The organism is Bradyrhizobium sp., assembly GCF_052389815.1.
Lineage (GTDB): Bacteria > Pseudomonadota > Alphaproteobacteria > Rhizobiales > Xanthobacteraceae > Bradyrhizobium.
In genome coordinates this window covers 1-20,320 of record NZ_JBQTHN010000037.1, presented here as the reverse complement: position 1 = coordinate 20,320, position 20,320 = coordinate 1, and the positions used below count along the sequence as shown (strand labels likewise).

Here is a 20,320-nt window from a genome sequence, read left to right as displayed (position 1 = left end):
GACAACTGCTTCGCCGGCCAGCCGGCGAAGCCCTTTCTATTCGAGAAACCCGATGCTTGATCTGCCACACACTGAGATCGCCGATGTGAGCGGAAACGGAGACCAGCGGCCCGTTGCCTTCGATCTGCGCAAGGAGGCCGAGGCGGCTGGAATCACCGCGATCCTGCAACAGCTCGAGCAGGAGCTGGTCGGACTGCGGCCGGTCAAGGACCGGGTGCGGCAGATCGCTTCGCTGCTTCTCGTCGAGCGCATCCGGCAACAAGCCGGCCTCGTCGCATCGCCGCCGACCCTGCACATGTCGTTCACCGGCAATCCCGGCACCGGCAAGACCACGGTTGCCTTGCGCATGGCGAAGATCCTGCACGGGCTCGGCTTCGTGCGGCGAGGGCAGGTGGTTTCGGTGACGCGCGACGATCTGGTCGGGCAGTATATCGGCCACACCGCGCCGAAGACCAAGGAGATCCTCAAGAAGGCGATGGGCGGGGTGCTGTTCATCGACGAGGCCTATTATCTGCACCGGCCCGACAACGAGCGCGACTACGGCCAGGAGGCGATCGAGATCCTGCTGCAGGTCATGGAGAACCAACGCGAGGATCTGGTCGTGATCCTGGCCGGCTATGGCGAGCGGATGACGAGCTTCTTTGCCAGCAATCCGGGCTTTCGCTCGCGCATCGCGCACCACATCGAATTCCCCGATTATTCGGAAGCGGAACTCCTCCTGATCGCCGAGCTCATGCTGCACGAGCGCGGCTACCGCTTCTCGACGGCGGCACGCGAAGCTTTCGTCAGTTACATCGCGCTGCGCCGGACCCAGCCGTTGTTCTCCAATGCGCGCTCGATCCGCAATGCGGTCGACCGCATGCGGCTCCGCCAGGCCGATCGGCTGGTGTCCGATCTCGACCGGATGCTCGGGATCGCGGATCTCCAAACCATTGACGGCGCCGATGTGCTGGCGAGCCGGGTGTTCGGCGGCGGCGAGCCGACGGCAGGGAGTGCGAAGTAATGCCGCAAGACATCCTCATCTCACCATCGATCCTGGCGGCGGATTTCGCAAGGCTTGGCGAGGAGATCGCTGCGATCGACGCGGCCGGCGCCGACTGGATTCATTGCGACGTGATGGACGGACATTTCGTTCCGAACGTCTCCTTCGGCGCCGATGTCATCAGGGCGATCCGGCCGCTAACGGCGAAGACCTTCGACGTCCATCTCATGATCGCACCGGTCGATCTCTATCTCGAGGCCTTCGCCAAGGCGGGCGCCGACATCATCACGGTGCATGCCGAAGCCGGTCCCCATCTCGACCGTTCGCTGCAGGCGATCAGGGCGCTGGGAAAGAAGGCCGGCGTCAGCCTGTGCCCGGCGACGCCGGAAGGCGCGATCCAGTATGTGCTCGACCGCATCGACCTCGTGCTCGTCATGACGGTTAATCCGGGCTTTGGCGGGCAATCCTTTCTCGGCTCGCAGCTCGAGAAGATACGCCGTATCCAGAGCATGATCGGCGGCCGGCCGATCCGCCTGCAGGTCGACGGCGGCATTACCCATGATACCGCGGCTGCCGCAGCCGCAGCCGGCGCTGATGTTCTCGTTGCCGGGTCCGCTGTCTTCCGCGGGAAAAGCCGGTCGGACTATGCTGGCAATATCGCGGCGATTCGTACGGCGGCGCAGGACGGTCGAGCCGGGGATATCCTGCGCGCTTCTGCTGCCGGCTGAGTGCTGCCGCATGTCTTTGTCCCGGCGGACGAACGCACGCCTGGTCGATACCATCTCGGACCTGCTGATCCGGCTCGACAGCAAGGGCAAGATCGTCAAGCGGCCGAGGAAGGTCTACCCCATGATGCTGTTCGGCATGCTCAACTTCAGCCGCACCTTGCTCGAATGAAGCAGGGCCGGAATTTCAGTAAGGGTGCGCATATCGGGCTGCAAAAATAAAGACAAACTGGCGCACCCGACACGATTCGAACGTGTGACCTTTGCCTTCGGAGGGCAACGGTTCGACTCGAAACTCTTGAGAGTGTCGGCGCAGTTCGGCCCAAATTTTGCTGCGGCTGATCCTCCGCGGAAGGTCGTTTTCATTTGGAAACGGCCGCCAACCTATTGAGATTGCTGGAGCGTGTTTTGGCCATTTTTTCCAAATGCGCGTTGAAATACCTGAATAATCAAACGGATTTTGATTCCGCCATTCGGAGGTTCGATCCCTCCCGCCCCAGCCAGCACTCAAGCTGCTGAGTTCGCTATGTAAGCAGCTCTATTCCGGCCAAATTTTTTTGGCGCGTTTGGAAATGGAGCTTCTGAAGCGCGGTCCAGAATCGAACTAAGCGGCGTTGCGCATCACATCGATCATAGTGGCTTGTCTCCGCGGCAATCCCGGCACGGCGGCCGAGCGCTGGACCGACTATCTCTCGGTCGGCAACGCCAAGGTCGGCATGCGGGTGCTGCAGACGGCGTCGGAGACGCTGTCGACGCGCTATTTCCACACCGACCATCTCGGCTCGATCTCGGTCATCACGGACGAGAACGGCATCGTGCAGGAGCGGCTGTCCTACGACGCCTGGGGCAAGCGCCGCTTCCCCGACGGCACTGACGACACCGCCGGCGCCATCGCGAGCCAGAGCACGCGCGGCTTCACCGGGCAGGAGGAGCTCTCGGTCGCCGGCCTCGTGCACCTGAACGGGGCAATCGTCCGACCCAGCTGAAGTAGGAACGATCCTTGATCCCCGACATCCCGCCAGCGTTGGTCGCGCCCCCAAGAGAGGACCTGCCGGATTTGCCTGTTGTGATGCGGCAATTCCCTGTTCGCCTAAAATGATTCCCTGTTAGTTCGGGTAGGGAATCAGGCTAAGAAATCGCCGGTGCGCGTGCTTTTTCGCTGCAAGGTGCGTCTCCGAGACACCAAAAGCGGCAACTTCCCTGAAAAATTCCCTGTTTAGGGAATTCAGCTGGAGACGGGTGCGATCAGCACTGCGTCGCCAGCCAAGCTGCTGAGTTCGCTATGTAAGCAGCTCTATTCCGGCCAAATTTTTTTGGCGCGTTTGGAAATGGAGCTTTGAAGCTCTTTCAGAATCGAACTAAGCGGCGTTGCGCATCACATCGATCATAGTGGCTTATCTCCGCGGCTTTCATCCCAACATATACCGCGCAGGCTGCTCGGGCAGGTCTATTACGCCCTCATCGTAGGCTCCGCAGCTTCGGCATCTCCGGCGCTTACACCTCGCCTGGCCTATAGTCGGTGAGACCGTTTGCTGGGGACGGGCCCCGCTACTGAGGCCATGTATGGGAGATCGGAATACTTGCGCACGAATCGCCGATCAATCCAATCCTTGAGCGTCCAAACCCATCGTCCCTCTGTCGCCCAACGTCCACGCGAAGCGACGGCATACTTGTCGCCCGTTGAAATCAGTGACAGGAAGTTGCTCTGCGGCACAAATGGCTTTGGCCGTTGCCCGGCAAGCGCAAGCCGCAAATTTCGAGTGAGCGGCTTGCCCTGGCGCACGGCAAAGACGCCGGCCTTTGGCCGCGGATGGTTTTCCACGGCAGCGATGTCGCCGGTCGCGAACACATCAGGGTGGGTTACGGTCTGGAGTGTATCGCGAACGTGTAGGAAGCCATTCGGATCGCACGCGAAGCCTGAATCCCTTAGCCACGGCGCGCCGCCCGCCTGCGTGACCCAAATCATCTCGTCGAGGGGGATTGTCGCGCCGCTGGCGCAATTGACGCTTCCAGATTTAACAGCGACAACATGGGAGTCCAGATGAAGCTCAACATCACGCTCCTTCAACACGCGCTCGAAGATGCGCCCAACCTTTCGATTGTGGGTTGGCAGCAAGTCGCGGTCGGTAAGCAGGACAAACCGAAGGCGATCCGGATCCTGGGCTTGTTCGGTCAGGAGCTGCCGCAGGCGATATTGCATCGCCAGAAGCAGTTCGACCCCGCCGGCGCCGCCGCCGATCACGCCGATCCGCAATGGTGGCCTTGGGTTGCTTGTCACTCGCGCGGCAATCCGCTCCCAGCGTGCCGCAAATCCGTCGATGGGTTTAACCGGTGTCGCATGCCGCGCTGACCCGGGTACATCGGCCTGTTTCGGCCGCGAACCGATATCGAGCGACAGAATGTCATACCGCAATGGCGGGCGATCCGCGAACAGCACGCACTTCAGTTTCAGGTCGACGCCGGTCGCCTCGGCGTGGCACAGCCGCGCGCCGGCAAATGACGCCAGTCGCACCAAATCGATGTGGCATGAGTGATAAGTGTAATGGCCGGCGATGAAGCCTGGCAGCATCCCCGAATACGGCGTTTGGAGATCGCGCGTGACCAGTATCACGCGAACTCCCGGCATCGGCCGTATGCCAAAATTCTTGAGCACGGCAACATGACTATGTCCACCGCCGACCAGTACGAGATCCTTAATTATGGGCACGTTGATCGACTTCATTTCGCTAAGGTCGTCACCTTTTGGTTCCAATGCGATCTACTTCGCTCGTCAACAGGCCGTCTGATTGTGCTCGTTGATAGTCTGCAGACGTGTCGACATCCCAGAGCGCGTCCGCTTCGAACGCACTCAAGCCGAGCTCGTTCAGCCGTTCGCGGGTCTGTCGCATGACCTCGTCTGTTCCGAAAGCAATATCCTCGAACAGACTACGATGCGGCCGTCTCAAGCCGATCAAGACATAGCCGCCGTCCTCTGCTGGAATGAAGGCCGCATCCATGCCTTCGCGAAGGGCGGACGCGCATCGATCAAGGTGCCCTGCCGACAGGGTCGGGCAATCGGTACCGATCAAAAGCGCCGGGCCGTGTTCCGTAAGCTGTTCGAACGCGGCAAGCATTCGCGTGCCCAAGTCGCCATCCACCTGAGCATGGATGTCGATGTCATGGCCTTTGTGTAAGGACATGAATATCTCGTGAGTGGTATCCGGCGCGCACCACAGGGTGATCGGCCGAAGAGACGATGCCAGGGCTGTTTGAATGGTTCGTCCCAGGAGAAGCGCCTGGAGGTCGGCAGCGCCTTCGGCGCCAAGCACGGAAATCAGCCGGGTCTTGGCGTACCCGGGAATGGGAGCCTTGGCAAAGATCGCAAGCTGGATCGGTTCAATGGCGTCGTTGCGCATACATGTACTTTATTGCCAGGTGAGAGGGATCAGCACCGAAAAAGTAAGCCAAGCGGAGCCGCCACATCAGCAGAATGGTTCGGATCGCCCCATTCTGCTCCCACCGCCGCCCGGACGTGGTAATCTTGCTGCGCAGGCAGACCGGTGGTGCAAGCCGCTTTAGTTCTCTGGAAAGCGCAATATCCTCCATGAGCGCGATTTCTGGGAAGCCGCCGAGCTGCTCAAAGGCCGCGCGCCGGACGAAAATCGCCTGATCGCCGGTGGCGATCCCGGTAAATCGCGATCGTGCATTCATCAGGAAGCCGACGAGCGAAAGTAGTTTTAGGTTAGACTGGAATTGCACGTCGAACCGTCCCCATACGTGCCGCGGTTCGTGAAAGACAGCCTCGATTTGCGCCATCGCATCATCAGGCAGAATCGTGTCTGCGTGCAGAAACAGAAGCTCCGTTCCGTGTGCCCGTCGTGCCCCCGCGTTCATCTGCGATGCCCGGCCGCGCGGGGCGTCAGTCACAACGTCCGCAAGTCTGTGGGCGATGACCACGGTGTTGTCGGTGCTGCCGCCATCCACCACGATGACCTCGGCGCTGCGGCCACGCAGCGCCTGCAGGCGCATCAGACAGGATGCGATGGTTGCCTCCTCATTCAGCGTCGGGACGATGATCGATAACATCGCTGGACCCTTTGCCTGTGCCATTCCCGGCAGCGCCCATCCGGCTCAGCGCAAGCCTTGCTTTTCGGGCGATGATCACCACCGCAATTACTGTCGCGAACAGCCCGATCGCGAAGAGGACGACCTGTCCGGTCGACAGCTGACCCTGCAGCACAGCCGCCCGCCCGAGCGTGCCGATATAGACATACATCGCGGTGCCCGGGATGATACCGAAGAACGTCGCCGTCACGAAATCCGTGGCGGAGATGCTTGTGGCTCCAAAAAAGTAGTTCTGCAGGTTGAACGGGAATACCGGGCTCAGCCGCAAGAGACCAACGACCTTCCAGCCCTCGACCTTCACGGCCCGATCAACCGCATCAACATAGGGTTGCCGGCGCGCCCATGCAGATACCCATTGTCGCAGGACCCGCCGGGCGACAAGAAACGCCAGGGCAGCCCCGACGGTCGCCGTAACGACCACAAGCGGGATTGCCCACAGCCCGTAGGCAAGGCCCGCCGAGATTGTCAGCGGCCACACCGGCAGCAGAAGCACGACGGCCACGACATAGATCAGTGTGAAGGCGATGATGCCGATCCATCCAAGCCCCTCGACGGCATCCACAAGCGCCAGCGCCCAGTCCTTCAGAGGCAGCATCATTGCCGCGGCTGCGAAGGCGATCAGCAATGCGGCCAGAGCAGCAGCCCTGACCATGCTAGAATTGAGGGAGCGCTTCATGGCGGGACCACGACCAATCGCCTCTCACTTGCCTGAGCAGGATGCGCCGCCGAGGACGCAAAACTGCGAACAAAAGGGATGGTTGAGCGCTACGCTTGCGTGCGCCTCTCTCAAGGTATGTCCAAGCTCGAAGCGCGGGTCGTAGGGCAGAAGGGTGCATGCGACCACCGCGGGTCGTTCCACGCCTTTGCGCTTGACGACCATCCGCGAGGACGCGCACATCACGTCAGCCGGCGATTTGTGCAGGAGGTCCCAACACGCCGTGGTGATTTCCGGCGTGTCTCGATCTGCTTCCATCTCAGGAAAGAGTACGAGCGACTCGGGCGCGGCCGAGATATTCGTAATGTGATTGTCGCGGAGCAGGCGAGCATATCCGTTGCGCTCGGCCGATTGGTCCTCTCCCCACATCGTCCGACCGGCGAGCGTCGCGTGAAATCCGTTCTCGCTGAGCCATTTCAGGCCTGCGATAGCGACGGCGAAGGTGTCCAGACCACGCTCTTCCTCATGACGTTCGGCGGTGTAGTGATCGAGGGATACCCGCAAGGTCAGCCGCGATCCGTACCGCCGATTGAGCGCCAGCAGCGCCGGTTTGTGGCGCTGCATCGGACGCATGGCGTTGGTCAGGACCAGAACCCTTAATCCCCGACCGAGGCATTCCTCGATGATGCCGATGATTTCGGGATTCATGAACGGTTCGCCGCCCGTGAGGCCGATCTCCTCGGTCTGAAGATGGTGTTCGGTAATTTCGTCCAGGAAGGGGGTAACCTCGGACCTGCGGATATAGATCAGCCGATCATTCTTCGGGCTCGATTCGATGTAGCAGTTGCGGCAGGTGATGTTGCAAAGCGTTCCGGTGTTGATCCATAGCGTCTGCAGGCGATTGAGCTCGACACGCGCCCGAGGGGTTCCCGCCAGTGTGCGCGCAGGGTCGTTAAACTTATTCCGCGCGAGAGCTTGCACGCGGGCGCGATCGTCCGACGGCCAAAGGTGGTTTGATTGAACGCCTGTCCGTCTCTTTCTTGCGACCGGTGTTGGGTTTGGCCGCCACTCGACGGCGCCCTCGACGATCGCAGTGCCTTTTTCGCGGATCTCATTGACCGGCAGAACGTCACAGCTCGGCCACAGTCCGCTTTCCAACGCGGCGGCGTAGCCCTCCGGCAGGCCGGCGCGGCGCATCTTCCGGGCAGCCGTTTCATGGTCGTATCGCAGCGAGCAGTGCTCGACCGAAATCATGCCGTCACGTGCTTGCAGGACGCTGTACCAGACGCGGGGAGTGCCGTCATTCGCGGGCATGCCAATGGCGCCTGCATTGTGCCAGAGCCGTCCGCCGATGATCTGAGTGAAGGGGATGCCGCAATGACCTGCGATAATGCCGTCCACTGCGGCTTCATTCAATTCCTGCGCCTTCACTGCGGCAGCCGTCGAGGCGAAGATGAACCGGTTGATGGACGTTACGCCACCGTGCACGACAACCAGGCGCGTGCTGCCGATTTCAAGGTAAATCTGCCGCGGCAGCGCGGACATCCAGGATCGCAGGTCAGAGGTCATTTCGCGCGCCGCGTAGGTGAACCAGTCGGACGCCAGTCGTTGGCAGGCGCTGCCCTCGGGAAAGCCGCAACCGCAGTCGGCAGCACTTGCGGCCAGGCTTTCTTCGCAATTGCCCATGATGACGTGGCAGCCGAAATCGCGCATCAGGCTGGCGGTCGCTGCCGCGTCGGCGCCATAGGCGACGACGTCGCCGGTGCAGATCACGCGCTGTGGCGGAATCGAGCGCTGCCGGATTTCCGCGATCATCGCCTGGAGCGCTTCAAGGTTGCTGTATGGTCCACCGAAAACCAGCAGCGGCTCGCCTGGGGGGACGATCACGGCATTTGATCCTGGCTTCGCCTGTGACGTCGGTAACCTGTCAATCAGCAAGATGGGCGCTCCAGATGTCGACGGTACTTGGCTCTCGTCCATTGTTTACTGTTCGCTGCTCGCTCGCGAAGGGTTACGGCGGCTCGCAAGAATAATTGGTCCAGCGCCCAGTTGTATTCCCGAACTTCGCCCGGCTAGTTCTCGTCATCAACCTGGATCTTTGCGAAGTCGATCGCCAACGCCTCCGATCTGGCCTTCGCGTTCGGCCTTAGCGGTGGCGTCGGATACACCATTTACTATTTGAGCGGTCGCCGTTGCCGGCATCGCGATATATTTCCTTCGGACCCGCGGCGGCTACCGGTCTCTCCCCCATATGCTCGTCAAGAAGTTTGGCCCCGTCTGTGCTCGGCTCTTCCTTGGTCTCAACGTATATGGGCTGCTAATATGCATCTGCGGCTTTCTTGCAGGGCATTGGTACGACGCACGATGCGTGGCCGGGGCTGAGCTTGCGGGCGTCCTCAAATGGCTTCTGCTCCGGCCCACGAAATTGCATGCCGCGGTGACGATCAGGGAGGCACCAAGCGTCCGATCCTGCTCCCATAGTACTCTGTGAACCACAGCGCGCCGTCCGGCCCAGCCGTGATGCTGTGGGGTCCGCTACCGTCTGAGGGAATCGCGAACTCGGTGATCACGCCGGTGGTCGTGATCCGGCCGATCTTGTTGCCAATCACACAGCGCGAAGCCCGCTTGCGAACGCAGCTGGCCTCAGTGAACCACAACGCGCCGTCCGGTCCCGTGGTGATCCCGAGCGGCTGCGCATCGGGATCGGGCAGCGCGAATTCGCTGATCTTGCCGTCGATGGTAATTCGTCCGATCTTGCCGCTGAGCGATTCGGTGAACCACAGCGCGCCGTCCGGCCCGGTTGTAATGCCCTCGGGGCCGCTGTTCTTGGTCGGGATCGTGAATTCAGTGGCCGTGCCTTCGCTCGTCATCCGCACGATCTTACCGCCAGCATCCGTGAACCACAGGGCGCCGTCTGTCCCGCGCGTGATGCTGAGCGGTCCAGCCGGGCCGGGGATCGCGAATTCGACGAACTGCAGCCTTTGAGCCGTGGCGGTTGCCGGAATGCGCCCAATCTTCTTCGAGGTAAAGTCAGTGAACCACAGCGCGCCATCCGGTCCCGTCGTAATGGCATGCAAAATACCGCCGCCCTTGATCGGGAATTCGGTGATCGCGCCATCGGTGGCAATTCGCCCGATCCGGCCCGCCGCCTCGGTGAACCACAGCGCGCCGTCCGGCCCCCTCGTGATTGCGGAGGGGCGGCTGGCGGGAGTGGCCAGAATGAATTCGGTGACCTGGGCTTCAGCAGGAACGAGTCCCACAGCCAATGGGAGCGCTACTGCCGCCAACAATGAGGCGATAGCAATTCTCATGGCCTTCTCCGCGCAGGAGGGCCTCGCGCCGAGGCACGATCTCACGAGGCGGCGCTGCCGAGTCGGCGTGAAACCAGTTTCTCTACACGTCCGTGGCTTCGCCGCGTGCCGGGTAGTTATTCTTGAGCACATAGTCGACGGCCGTCAGAATGTCAGAGAAATGCGGGCGCGCGAATGGCATGGTCTGGACACTGCCGAAGTAGAGTGTGCCATCCGGCCGCACAAGATAGAGTGCCGGCTCGGAGAATCGCGCGGGCTCTTCGACGCCGGTGGACGTCATTCCGCGCCCGGACGAAATGAATAATCCCCAGCGGCGCGCAAGCGCGAGGTCGAGGCCATACCCGATGCGCAGGCGCGTCAATCCCCAGCTTTCCAGGGTCTGCGTCGCCCGGTCTTTCGTATCTGACGATATGGCAACTACCGCAACCCCACGTCTGTCGAACTCATCGAGCTTGGATTCCAATTCCCTCAGTTGGGTCTTGCAAATCGGGCAATGCAGGCCGCGGTAGAACACGAGAAGCGAGAAATGCGCCGGCTTCTCATTTGCAAGATCGAAGGAGCCGCCGGAGGCAATCTCGAAGCGGAGCGGCGGTACGGGCTGTCGTGGAAACAGGGGCAAGGGACTTGTCATGCTGGTCTTCCTTTTCAATGTGTTTCAAGGCCGAGAAGGGAAGATTCTGGGCTTGTGAGCCCGTCTGAGTTGTTGCTTCATGGTTTACTCGGCTAAGGGATCGCAATCGGCGGTTCACGCAGTTGCGGCGCCTGTGACTTAGTCCTTTGCATAGAGGGTTCGCGGTGCGACCCATCGGAACATTTTCCGGCCGAATATGCCGGCGAGCCCGATAAACAGCACCGCCGTACCGAAGTTCCACAGCAGGATCATTACGGTCGCGTCGGTGGCGTGGAATAATGACAGTGCGGTTGCCGTGATCGCGGCGACAGCCAGGCTACCCATGAAGGTCGCAGCCGTCGGACGGAGCGAGGCGGCGTAGCGTAGCATCACGAGCATTGCGAGCGACAATGGCAGGCTCGTGAGTACGAGAGTGGCGAAGCAACGCGCAGCTTCGCCAAAGCTAATGTCGTCAGGTCCGACGGCAACCCATTGCGTCAGGCATTGGTAGCCGACGTTTGAAAGCCAAAGGATCAGGGCGGGCACGGGCAGCAGAAGCCAGAGGCGTGCCCGGTCGGGGAGACTGACGAGGAAGGCCGCGACGGCCGCGAGCACGCCAGTCAGAGCTGCCGCCACCACGCCGGCGACAAAAGCTGGCTCCTGCAGCCGCTGAACCAGGTCGGGGCGAATGCCCTGGTTGACGGCCAGCAGCGTCAAGATGACCGCTGCGAGCAGGAGCCAGCACGCCGCCCGCATTACCGGCGGTCGCAACCGCCGCACCGGCGTGGCGTTTGCCGCAAGGGAAGCGATGAGATCGGGCGTCTTGATCAAGGTTCACTCCGGTCGAGCATCTTTTTCCGCAAGCTCTTCAGCGCGCGATGAACGTTTACCTTCAGAGACGCGACGGACATTCCGCTCACTGCTGCCGCCTCCTTTAGTGACAATTCCTTGAGTTTGAGCAACCGGACCGCATTCTGCTGCGCAGGGGGGAGGTTGCTGACCATCCCCTCGAGCTCCCGCTCGTCCGACCTCTCCTCTAGGTTCGCTGCAGGCTCGCAAAAGGTTTCATGCTCGTCGGTCAAGGGTATCTCGCGGTCTCTGGTCCGACCCTGCCGGCGCAGCCGATCAATGAATCGCCTGTTGGCGATTGCGATGAGCCACGGCGCAAAGGGCCGGGCTGGATCGTAGGTGTGCCGGATGGAATGGATCGTCAGCAGGACGTCCTGAACCGAATCCTCGACATCGCGGCGGTCACGGTGCCGCCGCACCGCAAGAGAACGCAAATACGGCGTGATTTCCTGGAGCAGCCGGTGATAAGCGGCTCGGTCTCCCTCCTGTGCTCTGGCCATCAGGATGGACCAGTCGACATCCCGGGCGACCGGGGCTGACGGCTGCGAGCCGCCGCTGTCGTCCTTTCCGACGAGCCTGAGCGAGGGTCCGCGGTTGCCAGGGTCGTGCGTCATGACCGAGCACTCCACGGGGCCCGACGCAGACATGACGCTGTGCAGGACCTCGCCGGCATCAGACGTCTCCCTGGTTTTGCGGTTACGGCGCGCCAAATGGCGCGCCTACCTCTAACTTCGTCACAAGAGGAGGAACGTTACGTAGGCGGGAATCGGAACCTGTTGGATGGGCGAGCCTCTGATCGGAGCGCGCACCGGTCGTGAGCCAGCTGAGCCAGCTGGCCGGCTGCTTTCGACCTGACCTTTTATCACGCGCCGTTAGCGTCGCCTCGCCCGACATGGGTGAAGATGGCGGATCTCCTGCTGCCCCAGCCTCGGGCAGCAGGTCCCGCCAAGCTGCCCGGGAAGCTCGCGGGGCTGTGTTTTCCGAACTCAAGCAGCCGATGCTATAGTCCGTCTGTACGTCGTTCGTAGTGGGAGAAGTTCCATGCTGAATCGATGGAATGTTCTGCCTATGATGACCGCGGCGCTGCTTCTCACCATAACAATCCCTGGTAGCTTGGCGTGGGCGCAAGTCTCGGGTCAAACGGACGCCCCACGGCTCACGCTCAAAGGCTACGATCCGGTTGCCTATTTCACCGAGGGCCGGCCGACGCTCGGCAAGTCTGAGTTCGAGCGTGATTGGGATGAGGCACGCTACCGCTTCGCCTCGGCTCAGCATATGACGCTGTTCCGCGCCGAGCCGGACCGCTATGCCCCCCAGTTTGCCGGGTCATGTGCCGCGGGAATGTCCATGGGCATGAAGGTCGAGGCCAACCCTGAAAATTGGCTCATTCATGACGGTCGTCTCTTTGTGTTCAGGTCTCCAGCAGCCCAGGCACTTTTTCAGGCTGACCGGCAAGGCACTGCGGCCGCAGGATACGCCAACTGGGAAAAGCTGAAAGACGCCCCGATTGGCACAAAGCTCACTCAATGACGCCGCGGCCGGCACGTCGTGCGATTCACATTAGGCCAGCCTTCCGCAGACCCTCGGTGAGATACTCATGGTGCTCCCGGTTCTGAAAACGTGAACCGAATATCTGCGGATCGAACACGGGTAACTTTCGTCTGACCGTCTCGGCGGCGCGCTGGGCCTCGGCGGTGCGGCCGAGCTGGCCGTAGGCCGCTGCCAGAACCACCTGAATAAAGACTTCCTCCGGTCTCCGCAAAGCTTCGCGCTCGAGAAACCGCACCGCATCGGTGTGACGGCGAGAGATGTAATAGGCGGTCCCGAGGGTGAAGACGTATTGAGCCGACATGTTCGGATCAAGGGTTAACCCCGTCTCCAGCGCGGCAATTGCCTCTTCGAAGCGACCCACCCAAAGGAGAGTTTCGCCTCGCGCAGCGTGGCTGACCGCGTCGCTTGGGTTGAGCGCAAGGGCACGGTCAGTTTCACTCAGAGCCCGCTCGTATTGAGACTGATCGTTGTGCACCTGGCTCAACAGCCGGTGAGCGTCGAGATTGTCCGGGTCGATGGCCAACGCCTTTCGGGCGAGTTCCTCGGCCCGCGCGACCATGTCGGCGGGAAACTCGGTCCAACCGAGAGTTGCCATATCGCGATAGGCATGGCCAAGCAAAGCATATGCAGCCGCATAGTTAGCATCGAGCTGCATGGCCCGCTCGAAGAGCTGCCGCGCCTCGCGATTCGTGGCTCGCGACCGTCGCGTCTGCACTGCGCGTCCACGCAGCACCAGGTCGTAAGCGTCAAGATTATTGGGCCGCTTGGCAAGCGCGCGCTGCTGTTCAATGCGGGTGACCCGGGCAGCCAGGGTCCCGGCAACCCGAAGCGCAATGGCGTCCTGGACGTCGAAGACGTCCTTGAGCGCCTTCTCGAACTGCTCCGACCAGACCAAGGTGCCGCGCTGGGCATCGGTCAGCCGGGTGGACACGCGAACTCGATCAGCCGCCCGTCGGACACTCCCGTCGACCAGGTACTCGACGCCGAGTGCGCGACCGGCCTCAGCCGCGCCTTTGTCCTTGTACGGGAGCACGGCGGTATAAGCCATGACCCTCAGCCCCGAGAAGCGCCCAAGCGCGTTGATGACGTCCCCGGTGATCCCATCGCTGAAATAGTCGTCGGCGGGATCCCCGCTTTGGTTCGCGAACGGCAGCACAGCCAAGCTCGGCATCGTCGCCGGCGATGGCGCCCGCAACCAGACATACGCCATGACCACGACAATTGCGGCGAGCGCCGCCGCGCCAGCAACATGCAAGAACCTAGGATGCAAGAACCCAGGTTGCCAACTCTTCGCTAAGCTTGGCCGCGGTGTCGTTGCCGGGCTGGCCGGCGCCAGGCGAAATACTTTGACCGGCCGCGAGATGTTTTTCAGTGATTTCTCGCCGAGATCCTCCCACGCGAATCCGACATGGCCGCGCAGCTGGTCGACAACCGCCGCGGACGAATACACGCTGCCAGGCTCGGCGAGCGACTGAAGGCGTGCGGCGACGTTGACAGCGTCGCCGAAAATATCGCCGGCGCGGATCATAACGTCGCCGAGGTGGAGCCCCATCCGCAGCCATTGCCGCTTCGGCTCAGCGACATCAGCGTTTCGCGCTCGAAAACCGTCCTGAATCTCGAACGAGCAGCGAGCCGCAGCGATCGGACTCGCGAATTCGGCCAGGATGCCATCGCCCGTCGTCTTGACGATGCGGCCGTGGTGATCGGCCACGGTGGGTTCGATCAGTTCGCTCATGTGTGCGGCAAGCGCCGCCAGCGTCCCTTCTTCGTCCTCCCCAATCATCCGGCTATAGCCAACAACGTCGGCGCAGAGGACCGCGACTAGCTTGCGATCGGCATCGACATTGGCCATGGCCGCTTGCCTTCCGCCGGAAGAATGGCCTCGCAGCCAGTCTCACGGCTGCGGCGGTTACACGGAAGAAGTTTAGCGACTTCGGCAGCTGCCTGCTACGGCGCCGCCTGCGCGGTGCGGCCAGCTCTCAGCTTAAGGACTCGGCGTTGATTGCAACCCCGGGCCAAACCTAACTCGAGCGGCCAAGCTGGCGGCGTGCCGGCGCGATCACCATGCCAGCCAATCTCACCATGCACTCGCAGGGATATGGGTAAGGTGTTCGGACATACTTTAGACGATTCGGGTGAATTTCTTCGGGAAAACAACCATTACACGGCGCAGCACGACAGCTTGGAAACTTCCTTGTTAAACGACAGCGCCGCCAGTTTAAGACCTTCGACGGTGGTCAGATAAGGAAAGATGGTATCGACGAGATCAGCGACGGTGAGACCCTGACGGATTGCAAACGTGGCAGTTTGAATGCTGTCGGCGCCTTCCGGCGCGAGGATGTGTGCGCCGAGCAGTCGGTCGGTCCTTGCATCCGATAACAGCTTGATCAGCCCGCGGGTGTCGCGGGCGGCCAGTGCGCGCGGAACCTGGTCAAGACCGATCGTGGCGACGCGCACATCGTACCCGGCATCACGCGCCGCTTTTTCAGTGAGGCCTACGCTTGCGACCTGCGGGTCGGTAAACACGATGGCCGGCATAGCGCGACTATCGTAGCTGCGGCGATCGCCGCTCAGAGCATTCATTGCGGCAAGCCTGGCGCCGTAAGCAGCCATGTAGACGAACTGGTCGCGACCAGTCACATCACCGGCGGCGTAGACGCCGGCGCGGGTCGTGCGCATGTGCTCATCAACGGCGATTCCTCCACCTGGTGCGGTAGCGATCCCGTACTCAGGCAGCCCGAGCCCTTCGATATTGGGGGTGCGACCGGTCGCAATCAGCACCTGGTCGGCTTCAATTCCTATGTCTCGCCCGTCGCGCGTGACCGTGAGCGAAATGCGTTCTCCGACGTTCCGGATCTCGCGGTAGGCGATTCCGGCGATCACGCTAATTCCTTCAGCCTGGAAATAGCGTGAAAGCGCGGCGCCGATCTCGGGCTCGGCTTCCGGGAGCAGGCGGGATCGGCACACCAGTGTCACCTTCACGCCTGCGCGCGCGAACATCTGGGCGAGCTCGGCCCCGACATAGCCGCCGCCGACCACGAGGAGCGAGCGCGGCAAGCTTTCGAGATCGAGTGCCGTCGTGCTGGTCAGATATGGAACGGTCTCGAGGCCGGAGACCGCGGGGATCGCCGGACGTGCCCCAGTTGCAATGATGATCCTGCTGGCAGCAAGCCTCGTTCCGTCGATCTCCACCCCATCGTCCATGAGACGTGCCAGACCTTGACGAAAGTCGATGCTGGGGTAAGCCGACAGCAGGTCCACGTATTTCGCTTGGCGCAGTTCGGCGACGAGCGCGTCCTTCTGGTGAACCGTTTTCCGCCAATCGATGGCTGCGGCTTGCGCGGTAATTCCGGCAAAGCGGGCGGCCGCGCGTGCATTGTGCAGTTGCTCCGCCGCACGTATTAGTGTCTTCGACGGGACGCAGCCTACGTTGACGCAGGTGCCGCCGATCGTTCCGCTACCGACAAGGGCAACGCGTGCGCCCTGTTCGGCAGCGGTTATTGCGGCTGAAAATCCGGCCGAACCGGCACCGACCACGACAAGATCGTGGACGCCGTCATTGCTCGATCGGGGCCGACAGTCTGATCGCACAGCGCTATCGGCCGTGCTTCCCGTGCCGTAGTGGATCGCGCCGGATTCATCCATCTCAGCTACCTTGCGGCTTTGCATGCGCCGGGTAGCCCGCGTTCAAGCTGGCAGCCGCAATAGCGTCCGAATTCGTCTTTGCGTCATCGAAAGTCACGGTTGCGGTTTTGGCTTTGAACGACACGGTGACATTGGCGACGCCGCGAACCGCGGCCATCGATTTCTTCACGATGTAGGTGCAAGAGGCGCAGGTCATGTTGTCAACGGCGAACGTAACCGTGCGCTCGCCGGCAACGGCGCCCGTGGCCGATAAGGCCAAGGCGATCAGCGCAACAACGTATGAGCTTCTCTTCATGGGAAGGCTCCTTTCCTTGCCATCAGGTGCCGAGCAGCAACGGGGCGGCATAGTCGAAGGCAAAGGCTGCCAGCACGATCAGCGTGGCCACCCAGAGCGATAAACGGACAATGCGGGTAGATACCGGGCGTGCGCAGGCCGTGCCGTCCGTACAGGACTGTCCGGGTTTCCAGTAAACCAGGTAGAAGCCATACCCGAGCATGCCGGCTGCTGCTGCTATGAACAGTGGCTGATAGGGAGCGAGCGCCGTTAGCCTGCTGATCCAGGCGCCGCCTATGCCAACACTGAACAGGATGAGCGGCACGATGCAGCAGGAGGAGGCGGCCAGCGCGCCGATCACCCCGCCGAATGCCGCAAGACGCTGCCGCCCCAGTTCGCGCTCCCCTGTGCCGGGCCTAGTCGGCACGATTTCTCTTGTTCCAGTTCGCAAAGGAACCATTTCCACCTCTTTGCTTGGCAACGCTTCAAGAGCGGCGTAAACATCCGCTCTGTAGCGGCTACAGGGTCAATAGGGATCTTCCGATGCGCAATCACACCGGGGTGAGGGGCATGCAGCGGGCGGAACTCGCTCAAAGAACCGGCTGCAATCTTGAGACCGTTCGCTATTACGAGAAGGTGGGCCTTCTGCCCGCGCCGCCGCGTACGGCCGCCGGCTATCGGAGCTACGACGCGACGCACGAACGTCGCGTGCGGTTCATCTTGCGGGCGCGCGAACTGGGGTTCGCCCTCGATGAAATCCGTGAGCTGTTCCATCTTGCTGACGAACGCGACCAGCCCTGCGGCGATGTTCGCGCGGTCGCGGCAGCACATCTCGATGACGTGCGGGCAAAGATCGCCGACCTGAGGCGTATGGAGCGGGTGCTGAAAGATGTTATTGCGCAATGCGGAAATGGCACCCAACCGGAATGTCCGCTGATCGAGACGTTGTTCCGGGAGCGGGCGAGCCGTTGATCGGAGCGCGCAACGGTCATGTCGGCCGGCTGAGCAAATGGCCGGCTGCATCCGACCTGAGCGTTGAGATTTGAGCACTGGGTAACCTCGTTAGGGGACCGAGCGAACATTCCTCCGAAAGCCGAGATTGCGGCGCGCTGGGCTAAACCATGAGAGTCCTTGGCGGCGTGTCATCAGGTATCCAAACTTGCGCCCGGACGACGGTGCTGGCGGTGGCCGCACTTGCCGCCTCGTTGGCCGCAGTGGGCGGATCCATGGCCGAGCCGGCAAGCTGGCGGGCGGAGTGGCCTCGCACTGATTTTTCCCGGCACACTGTTCCTCTACAGGAGATCAAATCGGGCGGGCCGCCGAAGGACGGTATTCCGCCGATCGATGCCCCCCGTTTCGAGCGGCTCAGCAATGGTGTCGCATCCGGTTGGGCTGCGCGCATTGTGGACGCCGAGCCGGTGATTTCGCTGGCCATCCGCGACGATGCGCGAGCCTATCCACTGAGTGTTCTGATCTGGCACGAAGTCGTGAACGATGTCGTCGGCGGCACGCCGGTCGCCGTGACCTATTGCCCGCTCTGCAACGCCTCGCTCGTTTTTGACCGCACGGTGGAGAATCGCGTCCTCGATTTTGGCACAACGGGAAAACTCCGAAACTCGGATCTCGTAATGTACGACCGTCAGACCGAGAGCTGGTGGCAACAATTCGGAGGCGATGCGATCGTGGGCGTTCTGAGCGGAAAAAACCTTCGTTTGATTCCGTCGCGTGTAGAATCCTTCAGTCGCTTTCGCCAGCGCTTCCCCAATGGGCAGGTGCTCATCCCAAACGATCCTCGCGCGCGCAACTACGGCAGGAATCCCTATGTTGGATACGACGCGAGCGGCCAAAAGCCCTTCCTTTATGATGGCTCGTTGCCTGGCGGCATTGATCCGATGGAGCGCGTCGTTGCCGTCGAAACCAAGCCGGAGTACCACGAGGCCTGGTCGCTGTCGCTACTGAGAGAGCGTGGCACGATCGAAGCCGGCAATATTGTTCTGAAGTGGGAGGCCGGACAAACCTCCGCCCTCGACAAGGAGACCGTCGCGGCCGGTCGCGACGTTGGAAACGTAATCGTGCAGCGGCACGAGGCTGGGCGCTTCTCCGACATTCCCTACGACGTCACGTTTGCATTTGCATTCCACGCCTTCAGGCCTGGCAGCCCAATTCACAAGCGCCTATCGGCTAATTGACCATGAACCCGTTGGGTCCGCTGGATAGAGCCTAATGACGTTTGCCTGGGCGAGCAGGAATGTGAAGACGTCATGCTCTCAAAACAAATAGCTTTCTTCGCGGGAAAATATGCGGCGCCGCGTTCAATCTGGCAGTCCGAAACGGCGGCGCAACGCGACGCCGATCGGCGTCCCGAGCAAGGCGAAACCGATCCATTCCCAGCCATGCAGGCTGGTCGAGGCGACGCCGCTGAAAAAGCTGCCGATGTTGCAGCCGAAGGACAGGCGCGCGCCATAGCCCATCAATAGACCGCCCAGGGCCGCCGCCGCCAGCGACGTCAGCGAAATTCGCGAGGGACGCTTGAGGCGCCCCGCCGCCGCGGCGGCTATGAAGGCGCCGAGAAGGATGCCGATATTCATCACCGAGGTTTCGTCGGCCAAGACGCCGTTCTTCAGCGCCGCGAGCTGGAATTCCCCGCTCCAGAAACCGTCTGCGGGCGGCGTCCATCCCGCGAGCAGGGCCGCCTTGGCCCCCCAGAGCGCGAACGCCCAGGTGATGCTCCAGGGATGACCCGCGATCAGCAGCGTCGACCAATTGAGCGTCGCGAGCATCGCTGCCGCGAACGGGGCTGGCCATGGCCCCTTCAGCCAAGCGGAGCCGCGCGGCGTCACCGGCACCCGACGCGTGGAGGACGCGAAGCGGCCCAAGGCCAAGGCGAGCACGCCGATGAGGCTGATCTGAACGAGTGCTGCAGCTTTCCAACCGATCAGCTGGCCGAAAGACGTCTCTCCTGATGACGGCAGGCGAAGCCACCAGTCGAGGTGCAGGCTGCCCAAGAAAGCGCCGGCGCAAAAGAACGCGATCACGACAAGAGCGCGCAGGTCGCCGCTTCCGGCGACGTAAAGGCAGCCCGAGGCGCAAGCGCTTCCCAGTTGCATGCCGATCGCGAATAGAAACGCGCCCACCGCCACGGAAACGCCCGCCGGCGCCGTCGCGCCGACCACGTCGTGGCCAAAAGCGACGCCTCCGCTCAAAGTCGGTGCGAAGAGCGCCGTCGCCAAGGCGAGCATGAGCAATTGCGCCAATACGCCGCTGGCATCTCGACGGACAAAAAGCGCTCGATAGGCGGAGGCGAAGCCGAAGGCGCCATGGGTCAGTGTGACGCCCAAGGCCGCGCCCACCAACAGCAGGCCGGAAAGTCGCTCGCTGCTCGCCGCCAGCCAGGCCATGACAAGCGCCAGGCTCAAAAGTCCCGCCGCCGCCAGCAGAGGTCGTGACCGACCCGGAGAGACAGAGCAGGAATCCGCCTTGGGGGCCCGGTGCCGTCCGGAAAGTGGTTGGAATTGAAAGTGGCGTAGTCTCCGGGGTGATCAACCTCGAATCACCCGGCGTTGACGCGCCGGGCTGGAGACCACGCCATGACAAGCGTTACCACGAAGCCTGCG

Annotated in this window: 20 protein-coding genes and 1 pseudogene; 7 read left to right on the top strand and 14 right to left on the bottom strand. The window is 62.0% G+C overall.

All coding sequences use genetic code 11. From position 1 onward, the window contains the following. Positions 1-52 precede the first annotated feature (52 nt). From cbbX to ACT4OC_RS08025, 4 genes are all read left to right on the top strand, one after another. Positions 53-1,003: a CbbX protein gene (gene cbbX, locus ACT4OC_RS08040; protein ID WP_444838441.1), complete on the top strand. Its 951-nt coding sequence runs from the start codon at positions 53-55 to the stop codon at positions 1,001-1,003. Beyond that, complete coding sequence (rpe, locus tag ACT4OC_RS08035; protein WP_444838440.1) at positions 1,003-1,710, top strand: ribulose-phosphate 3-epimerase; 708 nt, start codon at positions 1,003-1,005, stop codon at positions 1,708-1,710. The genes cbbX and rpe overlap by 1 nt, the downstream gene beginning before the upstream one ends. A gap of 10 nt (positions 1,711-1,720) precedes the next feature. Further along, positions 1,721-1,879, top strand: a complete 159-nt coding sequence (locus tag ACT4OC_RS08030; RefSeq protein ID WP_444838439.1) for a hypothetical protein — start codon at positions 1,721-1,723, stop codon at positions 1,877-1,879. A 463-nt stretch (positions 1,880-2,342) separates the two neighbouring features. After that, on the top strand, positions 2,343-2,693 hold the full coding sequence (locus tag ACT4OC_RS08025) for a hypothetical protein (protein ID WP_444838438.1): 351 nt from the start codon (positions 2,343-2,345) through the stop codon (positions 2,691-2,693). A 524-nt stretch (positions 2,694-3,217) separates the two neighbouring features. On the opposite strand, the gene ACT4OC_RS08020 is transcribed toward ACT4OC_RS08025, so the two are convergent. The 9 genes from ACT4OC_RS08020 to ACT4OC_RS07980 all read right to left on the bottom strand — a co-directional run bounded on the left by ACT4OC_RS08020 (position 3,218) and on the right by ACT4OC_RS07980 (position 11,850). Then, positions 3,218-4,429 carry an FAD-dependent oxidoreductase gene (locus tag ACT4OC_RS08020; RefSeq protein ID WP_444838437.1) on the bottom strand — a complete coding sequence of 404 codons (1,212 nt, stop codon included), beginning with the start codon at positions 4,427-4,429 and terminating at the stop codon, positions 3,218-3,220. A gap of 13 nt (positions 4,430-4,442) precedes the next feature. Beyond that, entirely contained in the window at positions 4,443-5,102 is a 660-nt protein-coding gene (locus tag ACT4OC_RS08015; protein WP_444838436.1) for a TIGR04282 family arsenosugar biosynthesis glycosyltransferase, read from the bottom strand. Next, a complete protein-coding gene (locus ACT4OC_RS08010) occupies positions 5,083-5,772 on the bottom strand; it encodes a TIGR04283 family arsenosugar biosynthesis glycosyltransferase (RefSeq protein ID WP_444838435.1) in 690 nt (229 codons plus the stop codon). The genes ACT4OC_RS08015 and ACT4OC_RS08010 overlap by 20 nt, the downstream gene beginning before the upstream one ends. Next, positions 5,741-6,487 carry a TVP38/TMEM64 family protein gene (locus tag ACT4OC_RS08005; protein WP_444838434.1) on the bottom strand — a complete coding sequence of 249 codons (747 nt, stop codon included), beginning with the start codon at positions 6,485-6,487 and terminating at the stop codon, positions 5,741-5,743. The genes ACT4OC_RS08010 and ACT4OC_RS08005 overlap by 32 nt, the downstream gene beginning before the upstream one ends. 24 nt (positions 6,488-6,511) lie before the next feature. Continuing rightward, the gene (locus ACT4OC_RS08000; RefSeq protein WP_444838433.1) at positions 6,512-8,404 is read right to left on the bottom strand and encodes a radical SAM protein; all 1,893 of its coding nucleotides are present in this window, start codon (positions 8,402-8,404) and stop codon (positions 6,512-6,514) included. A gap of 506 nt (positions 8,405-8,910) precedes the next feature. Beyond that, entirely contained in the window at positions 8,911-9,777 is an 867-nt protein-coding gene (locus ACT4OC_RS07995; protein ID WP_444838432.1) for a Vgb family protein, read from the bottom strand. Between the two features lie 82 nt (positions 9,778-9,859). Beyond that, on the bottom strand, positions 9,860-10,426 hold the full coding sequence (locus tag ACT4OC_RS07990; protein WP_444838431.1) for a peroxiredoxin-like family protein: 567 nt from the start codon (positions 10,424-10,426) through the stop codon (positions 9,860-9,862). Between the two features lie 120 nt (positions 10,427-10,546). After that, positions 10,547-11,218, bottom strand: a complete 672-nt coding sequence (locus ACT4OC_RS07985; RefSeq protein WP_444838430.1) for an NrsF family protein — start codon at positions 11,216-11,218, stop codon at positions 10,547-10,549. Further along, positions 11,215-11,850, bottom strand: a complete 636-nt coding sequence (locus tag ACT4OC_RS07980) for a sigma-70 family RNA polymerase sigma factor (protein WP_444838429.1) — start codon at positions 11,848-11,850, stop codon at positions 11,215-11,217. Before ACT4OC_RS07980 ends, ACT4OC_RS07985 begins: the two co-directional genes overlap by 4 nt. Positions 11,851-12,277: 427 nt before the next feature. On the opposite strand from ACT4OC_RS07980, the gene ACT4OC_RS07975 reads away from it, so the two are divergent. Continuing rightward, positions 12,278-12,766: a YHS domain-containing (seleno)protein gene (locus tag ACT4OC_RS07975; protein ID WP_444838428.1), complete on the top strand. Its 489-nt coding sequence runs from the start codon at positions 12,278-12,280 to the stop codon at positions 12,764-12,766. 25 nt (positions 12,767-12,791) lie between these two features. On the opposite strand, the gene ACT4OC_RS07970 is transcribed toward ACT4OC_RS07975, so the two are convergent. From ACT4OC_RS07970 to ACT4OC_RS07955, 4 genes and pseudogenes are all read right to left on the bottom strand, one after another. Next, positions 12,792-14,639, bottom strand: coding sequence for a tetratricopeptide repeat protein (locus ACT4OC_RS07970; RefSeq protein ID WP_444838427.1), 1,848 nt, complete (start codon positions 14,637-14,639; stop codon positions 12,792-12,794). Between the two features lie 308 nt (positions 14,640-14,947). Next, positions 14,948-16,345: pseudogene (gene merA, locus ACT4OC_RS07965) on the bottom strand (mercury(II) reductase); the annotation flags it as partial. An 88-nt stretch (positions 16,346-16,433) separates the two neighbouring features. Continuing rightward, the gene (locus ACT4OC_RS07960; protein WP_444838426.1) at positions 16,434-16,727 is read right to left on the bottom strand and encodes a heavy-metal-associated domain-containing protein; all 294 of its coding nucleotides are present in this window, start codon (positions 16,725-16,727) and stop codon (positions 16,434-16,436) included. Positions 16,728-16,749: 22 nt separating this feature from the next. Further along, positions 16,750-17,166, bottom strand: a complete 417-nt coding sequence (locus ACT4OC_RS07955; RefSeq protein WP_444838425.1) for a mercuric transporter MerT family protein — start codon at positions 17,164-17,166, stop codon at positions 16,750-16,752. Positions 17,167-17,249: 83 nt separating this feature from the next. On the opposite strand from ACT4OC_RS07955, the gene ACT4OC_RS07950 reads away from it, so the two are divergent. Continuing rightward, the gene (locus ACT4OC_RS07950) at positions 17,250-17,678 is read left to right on the top strand and encodes a MerR family transcriptional regulator (RefSeq protein ID WP_444838424.1); all 429 of its coding nucleotides are present in this window, start codon (positions 17,250-17,252) and stop codon (positions 17,676-17,678) included. 254 nt (positions 17,679-17,932) lie between these two features. Next, positions 17,933-18,895, top strand: coding sequence for a DUF3179 domain-containing protein (locus tag ACT4OC_RS07945; protein ID WP_444838423.1), 963 nt, complete (start codon positions 17,933-17,935; stop codon positions 18,893-18,895). A 123-nt stretch (positions 18,896-19,018) separates the two neighbouring features. On the opposite strand, the gene ACT4OC_RS07940 is transcribed toward ACT4OC_RS07945, so the two are convergent. Continuing rightward, entirely contained in the window at positions 19,019-20,104 is a 1,086-nt protein-coding gene (locus ACT4OC_RS07940) for a YeeE/YedE family protein (protein WP_444838422.1), read from the bottom strand. Positions 20,105-20,320: the final 216 nt, after the last annotated feature.

Bases quoted from the DNA above. Each gene is read 5' to 3' on its own strand.
- cbbX (WP_444838441.1), top strand. From the start codon at position 53: ATGCTTGATCTGCCACACACTGAGATCGCCGATGTGAGCGGAAACGGA.
- rpe (WP_444838440.1), top strand. From the start codon at position 1,003: ATGCCGCAAGACATCCTCATCTCACCATCGATCCTGGCGGCGGATTTC.
- ACT4OC_RS08030 (WP_444838439.1), top strand. From the start codon at position 1,721: ATGTCTTTGTCCCGGCGGACGAACGCACGCCTGGTCGATACCATCTCG.
- ACT4OC_RS08020 (WP_444838437.1), bottom strand. From the start codon at position 4,429: ATGAAGTCGATCAACGTGCCCATAATTAAGGATCTCGTACTGGTCGGC.
- ACT4OC_RS08015 (WP_444838436.1), bottom strand. From the start codon at position 5,102: ATGCGCAACGACGCCATTGAACCGATCCAGCTTGCGATCTTTGCCAAG.
- ACT4OC_RS08010 (WP_444838435.1), bottom strand. From the start codon at position 5,772: ATGTTATCGATCATCGTCCCGACGCTGAATGAGGAGGCAACCATCGCA.
- ACT4OC_RS08005 (WP_444838434.1), bottom strand. From the start codon at position 6,487: ATGAAGCGCTCCCTCAATTCTAGCATGGTCAGGGCTGCTGCTCTGGCC.
- ACT4OC_RS07995 (WP_444838432.1), bottom strand. From the start codon at position 9,777: ATGAGAATTGCTATCGCCTCATTGTTGGCGGCAGTAGCGCTCCCATTG.
- ACT4OC_RS07980 (WP_444838429.1), bottom strand. From the start codon at position 11,850: ATGACGCACGACCCTGGCAACCGCGGACCCTCGCTCAGGCTCGTCGGA.
- ACT4OC_RS07975 (WP_444838428.1), top strand. From the start codon at position 12,278: ATGCTGAATCGATGGAATGTTCTGCCTATGATGACCGCGGCGCTGCTT.
- ACT4OC_RS07970 (WP_444838427.1), bottom strand. From the start codon at position 14,639: ATGGCCAATGTCGATGCCGATCGCAAGCTAGTCGCGGTCCTCTGCGCC.
- ACT4OC_RS07960 (WP_444838426.1), bottom strand. From the start codon at position 16,727: ATGAAGAGAAGCTCATACGTTGTTGCGCTGATCGCCTTGGCCTTATCG.
- ACT4OC_RS07955 (WP_444838425.1), bottom strand. From the start codon at position 17,166: ATGGTTCCTTTGCGAACTGGAACAAGAGAAATCGTGCCGACTAGGCCC.
- ACT4OC_RS07950 (WP_444838424.1), top strand. From the start codon at position 17,250: ATGCGCAATCACACCGGGGTGAGGGGCATGCAGCGGGCGGAACTCGCT.
- ACT4OC_RS07945 (WP_444838423.1), top strand. From the start codon at position 17,933: ATGGCCGAGCCGGCAAGCTGGCGGGCGGAGTGGCCTCGCACTGATTTT.
- ACT4OC_RS07940 (WP_444838422.1), bottom strand. From the start codon at position 20,104: ATGGCCTGGCTGGCGGCGAGCAGCGAGCGACTTTCCGGCCTGCTGTTG.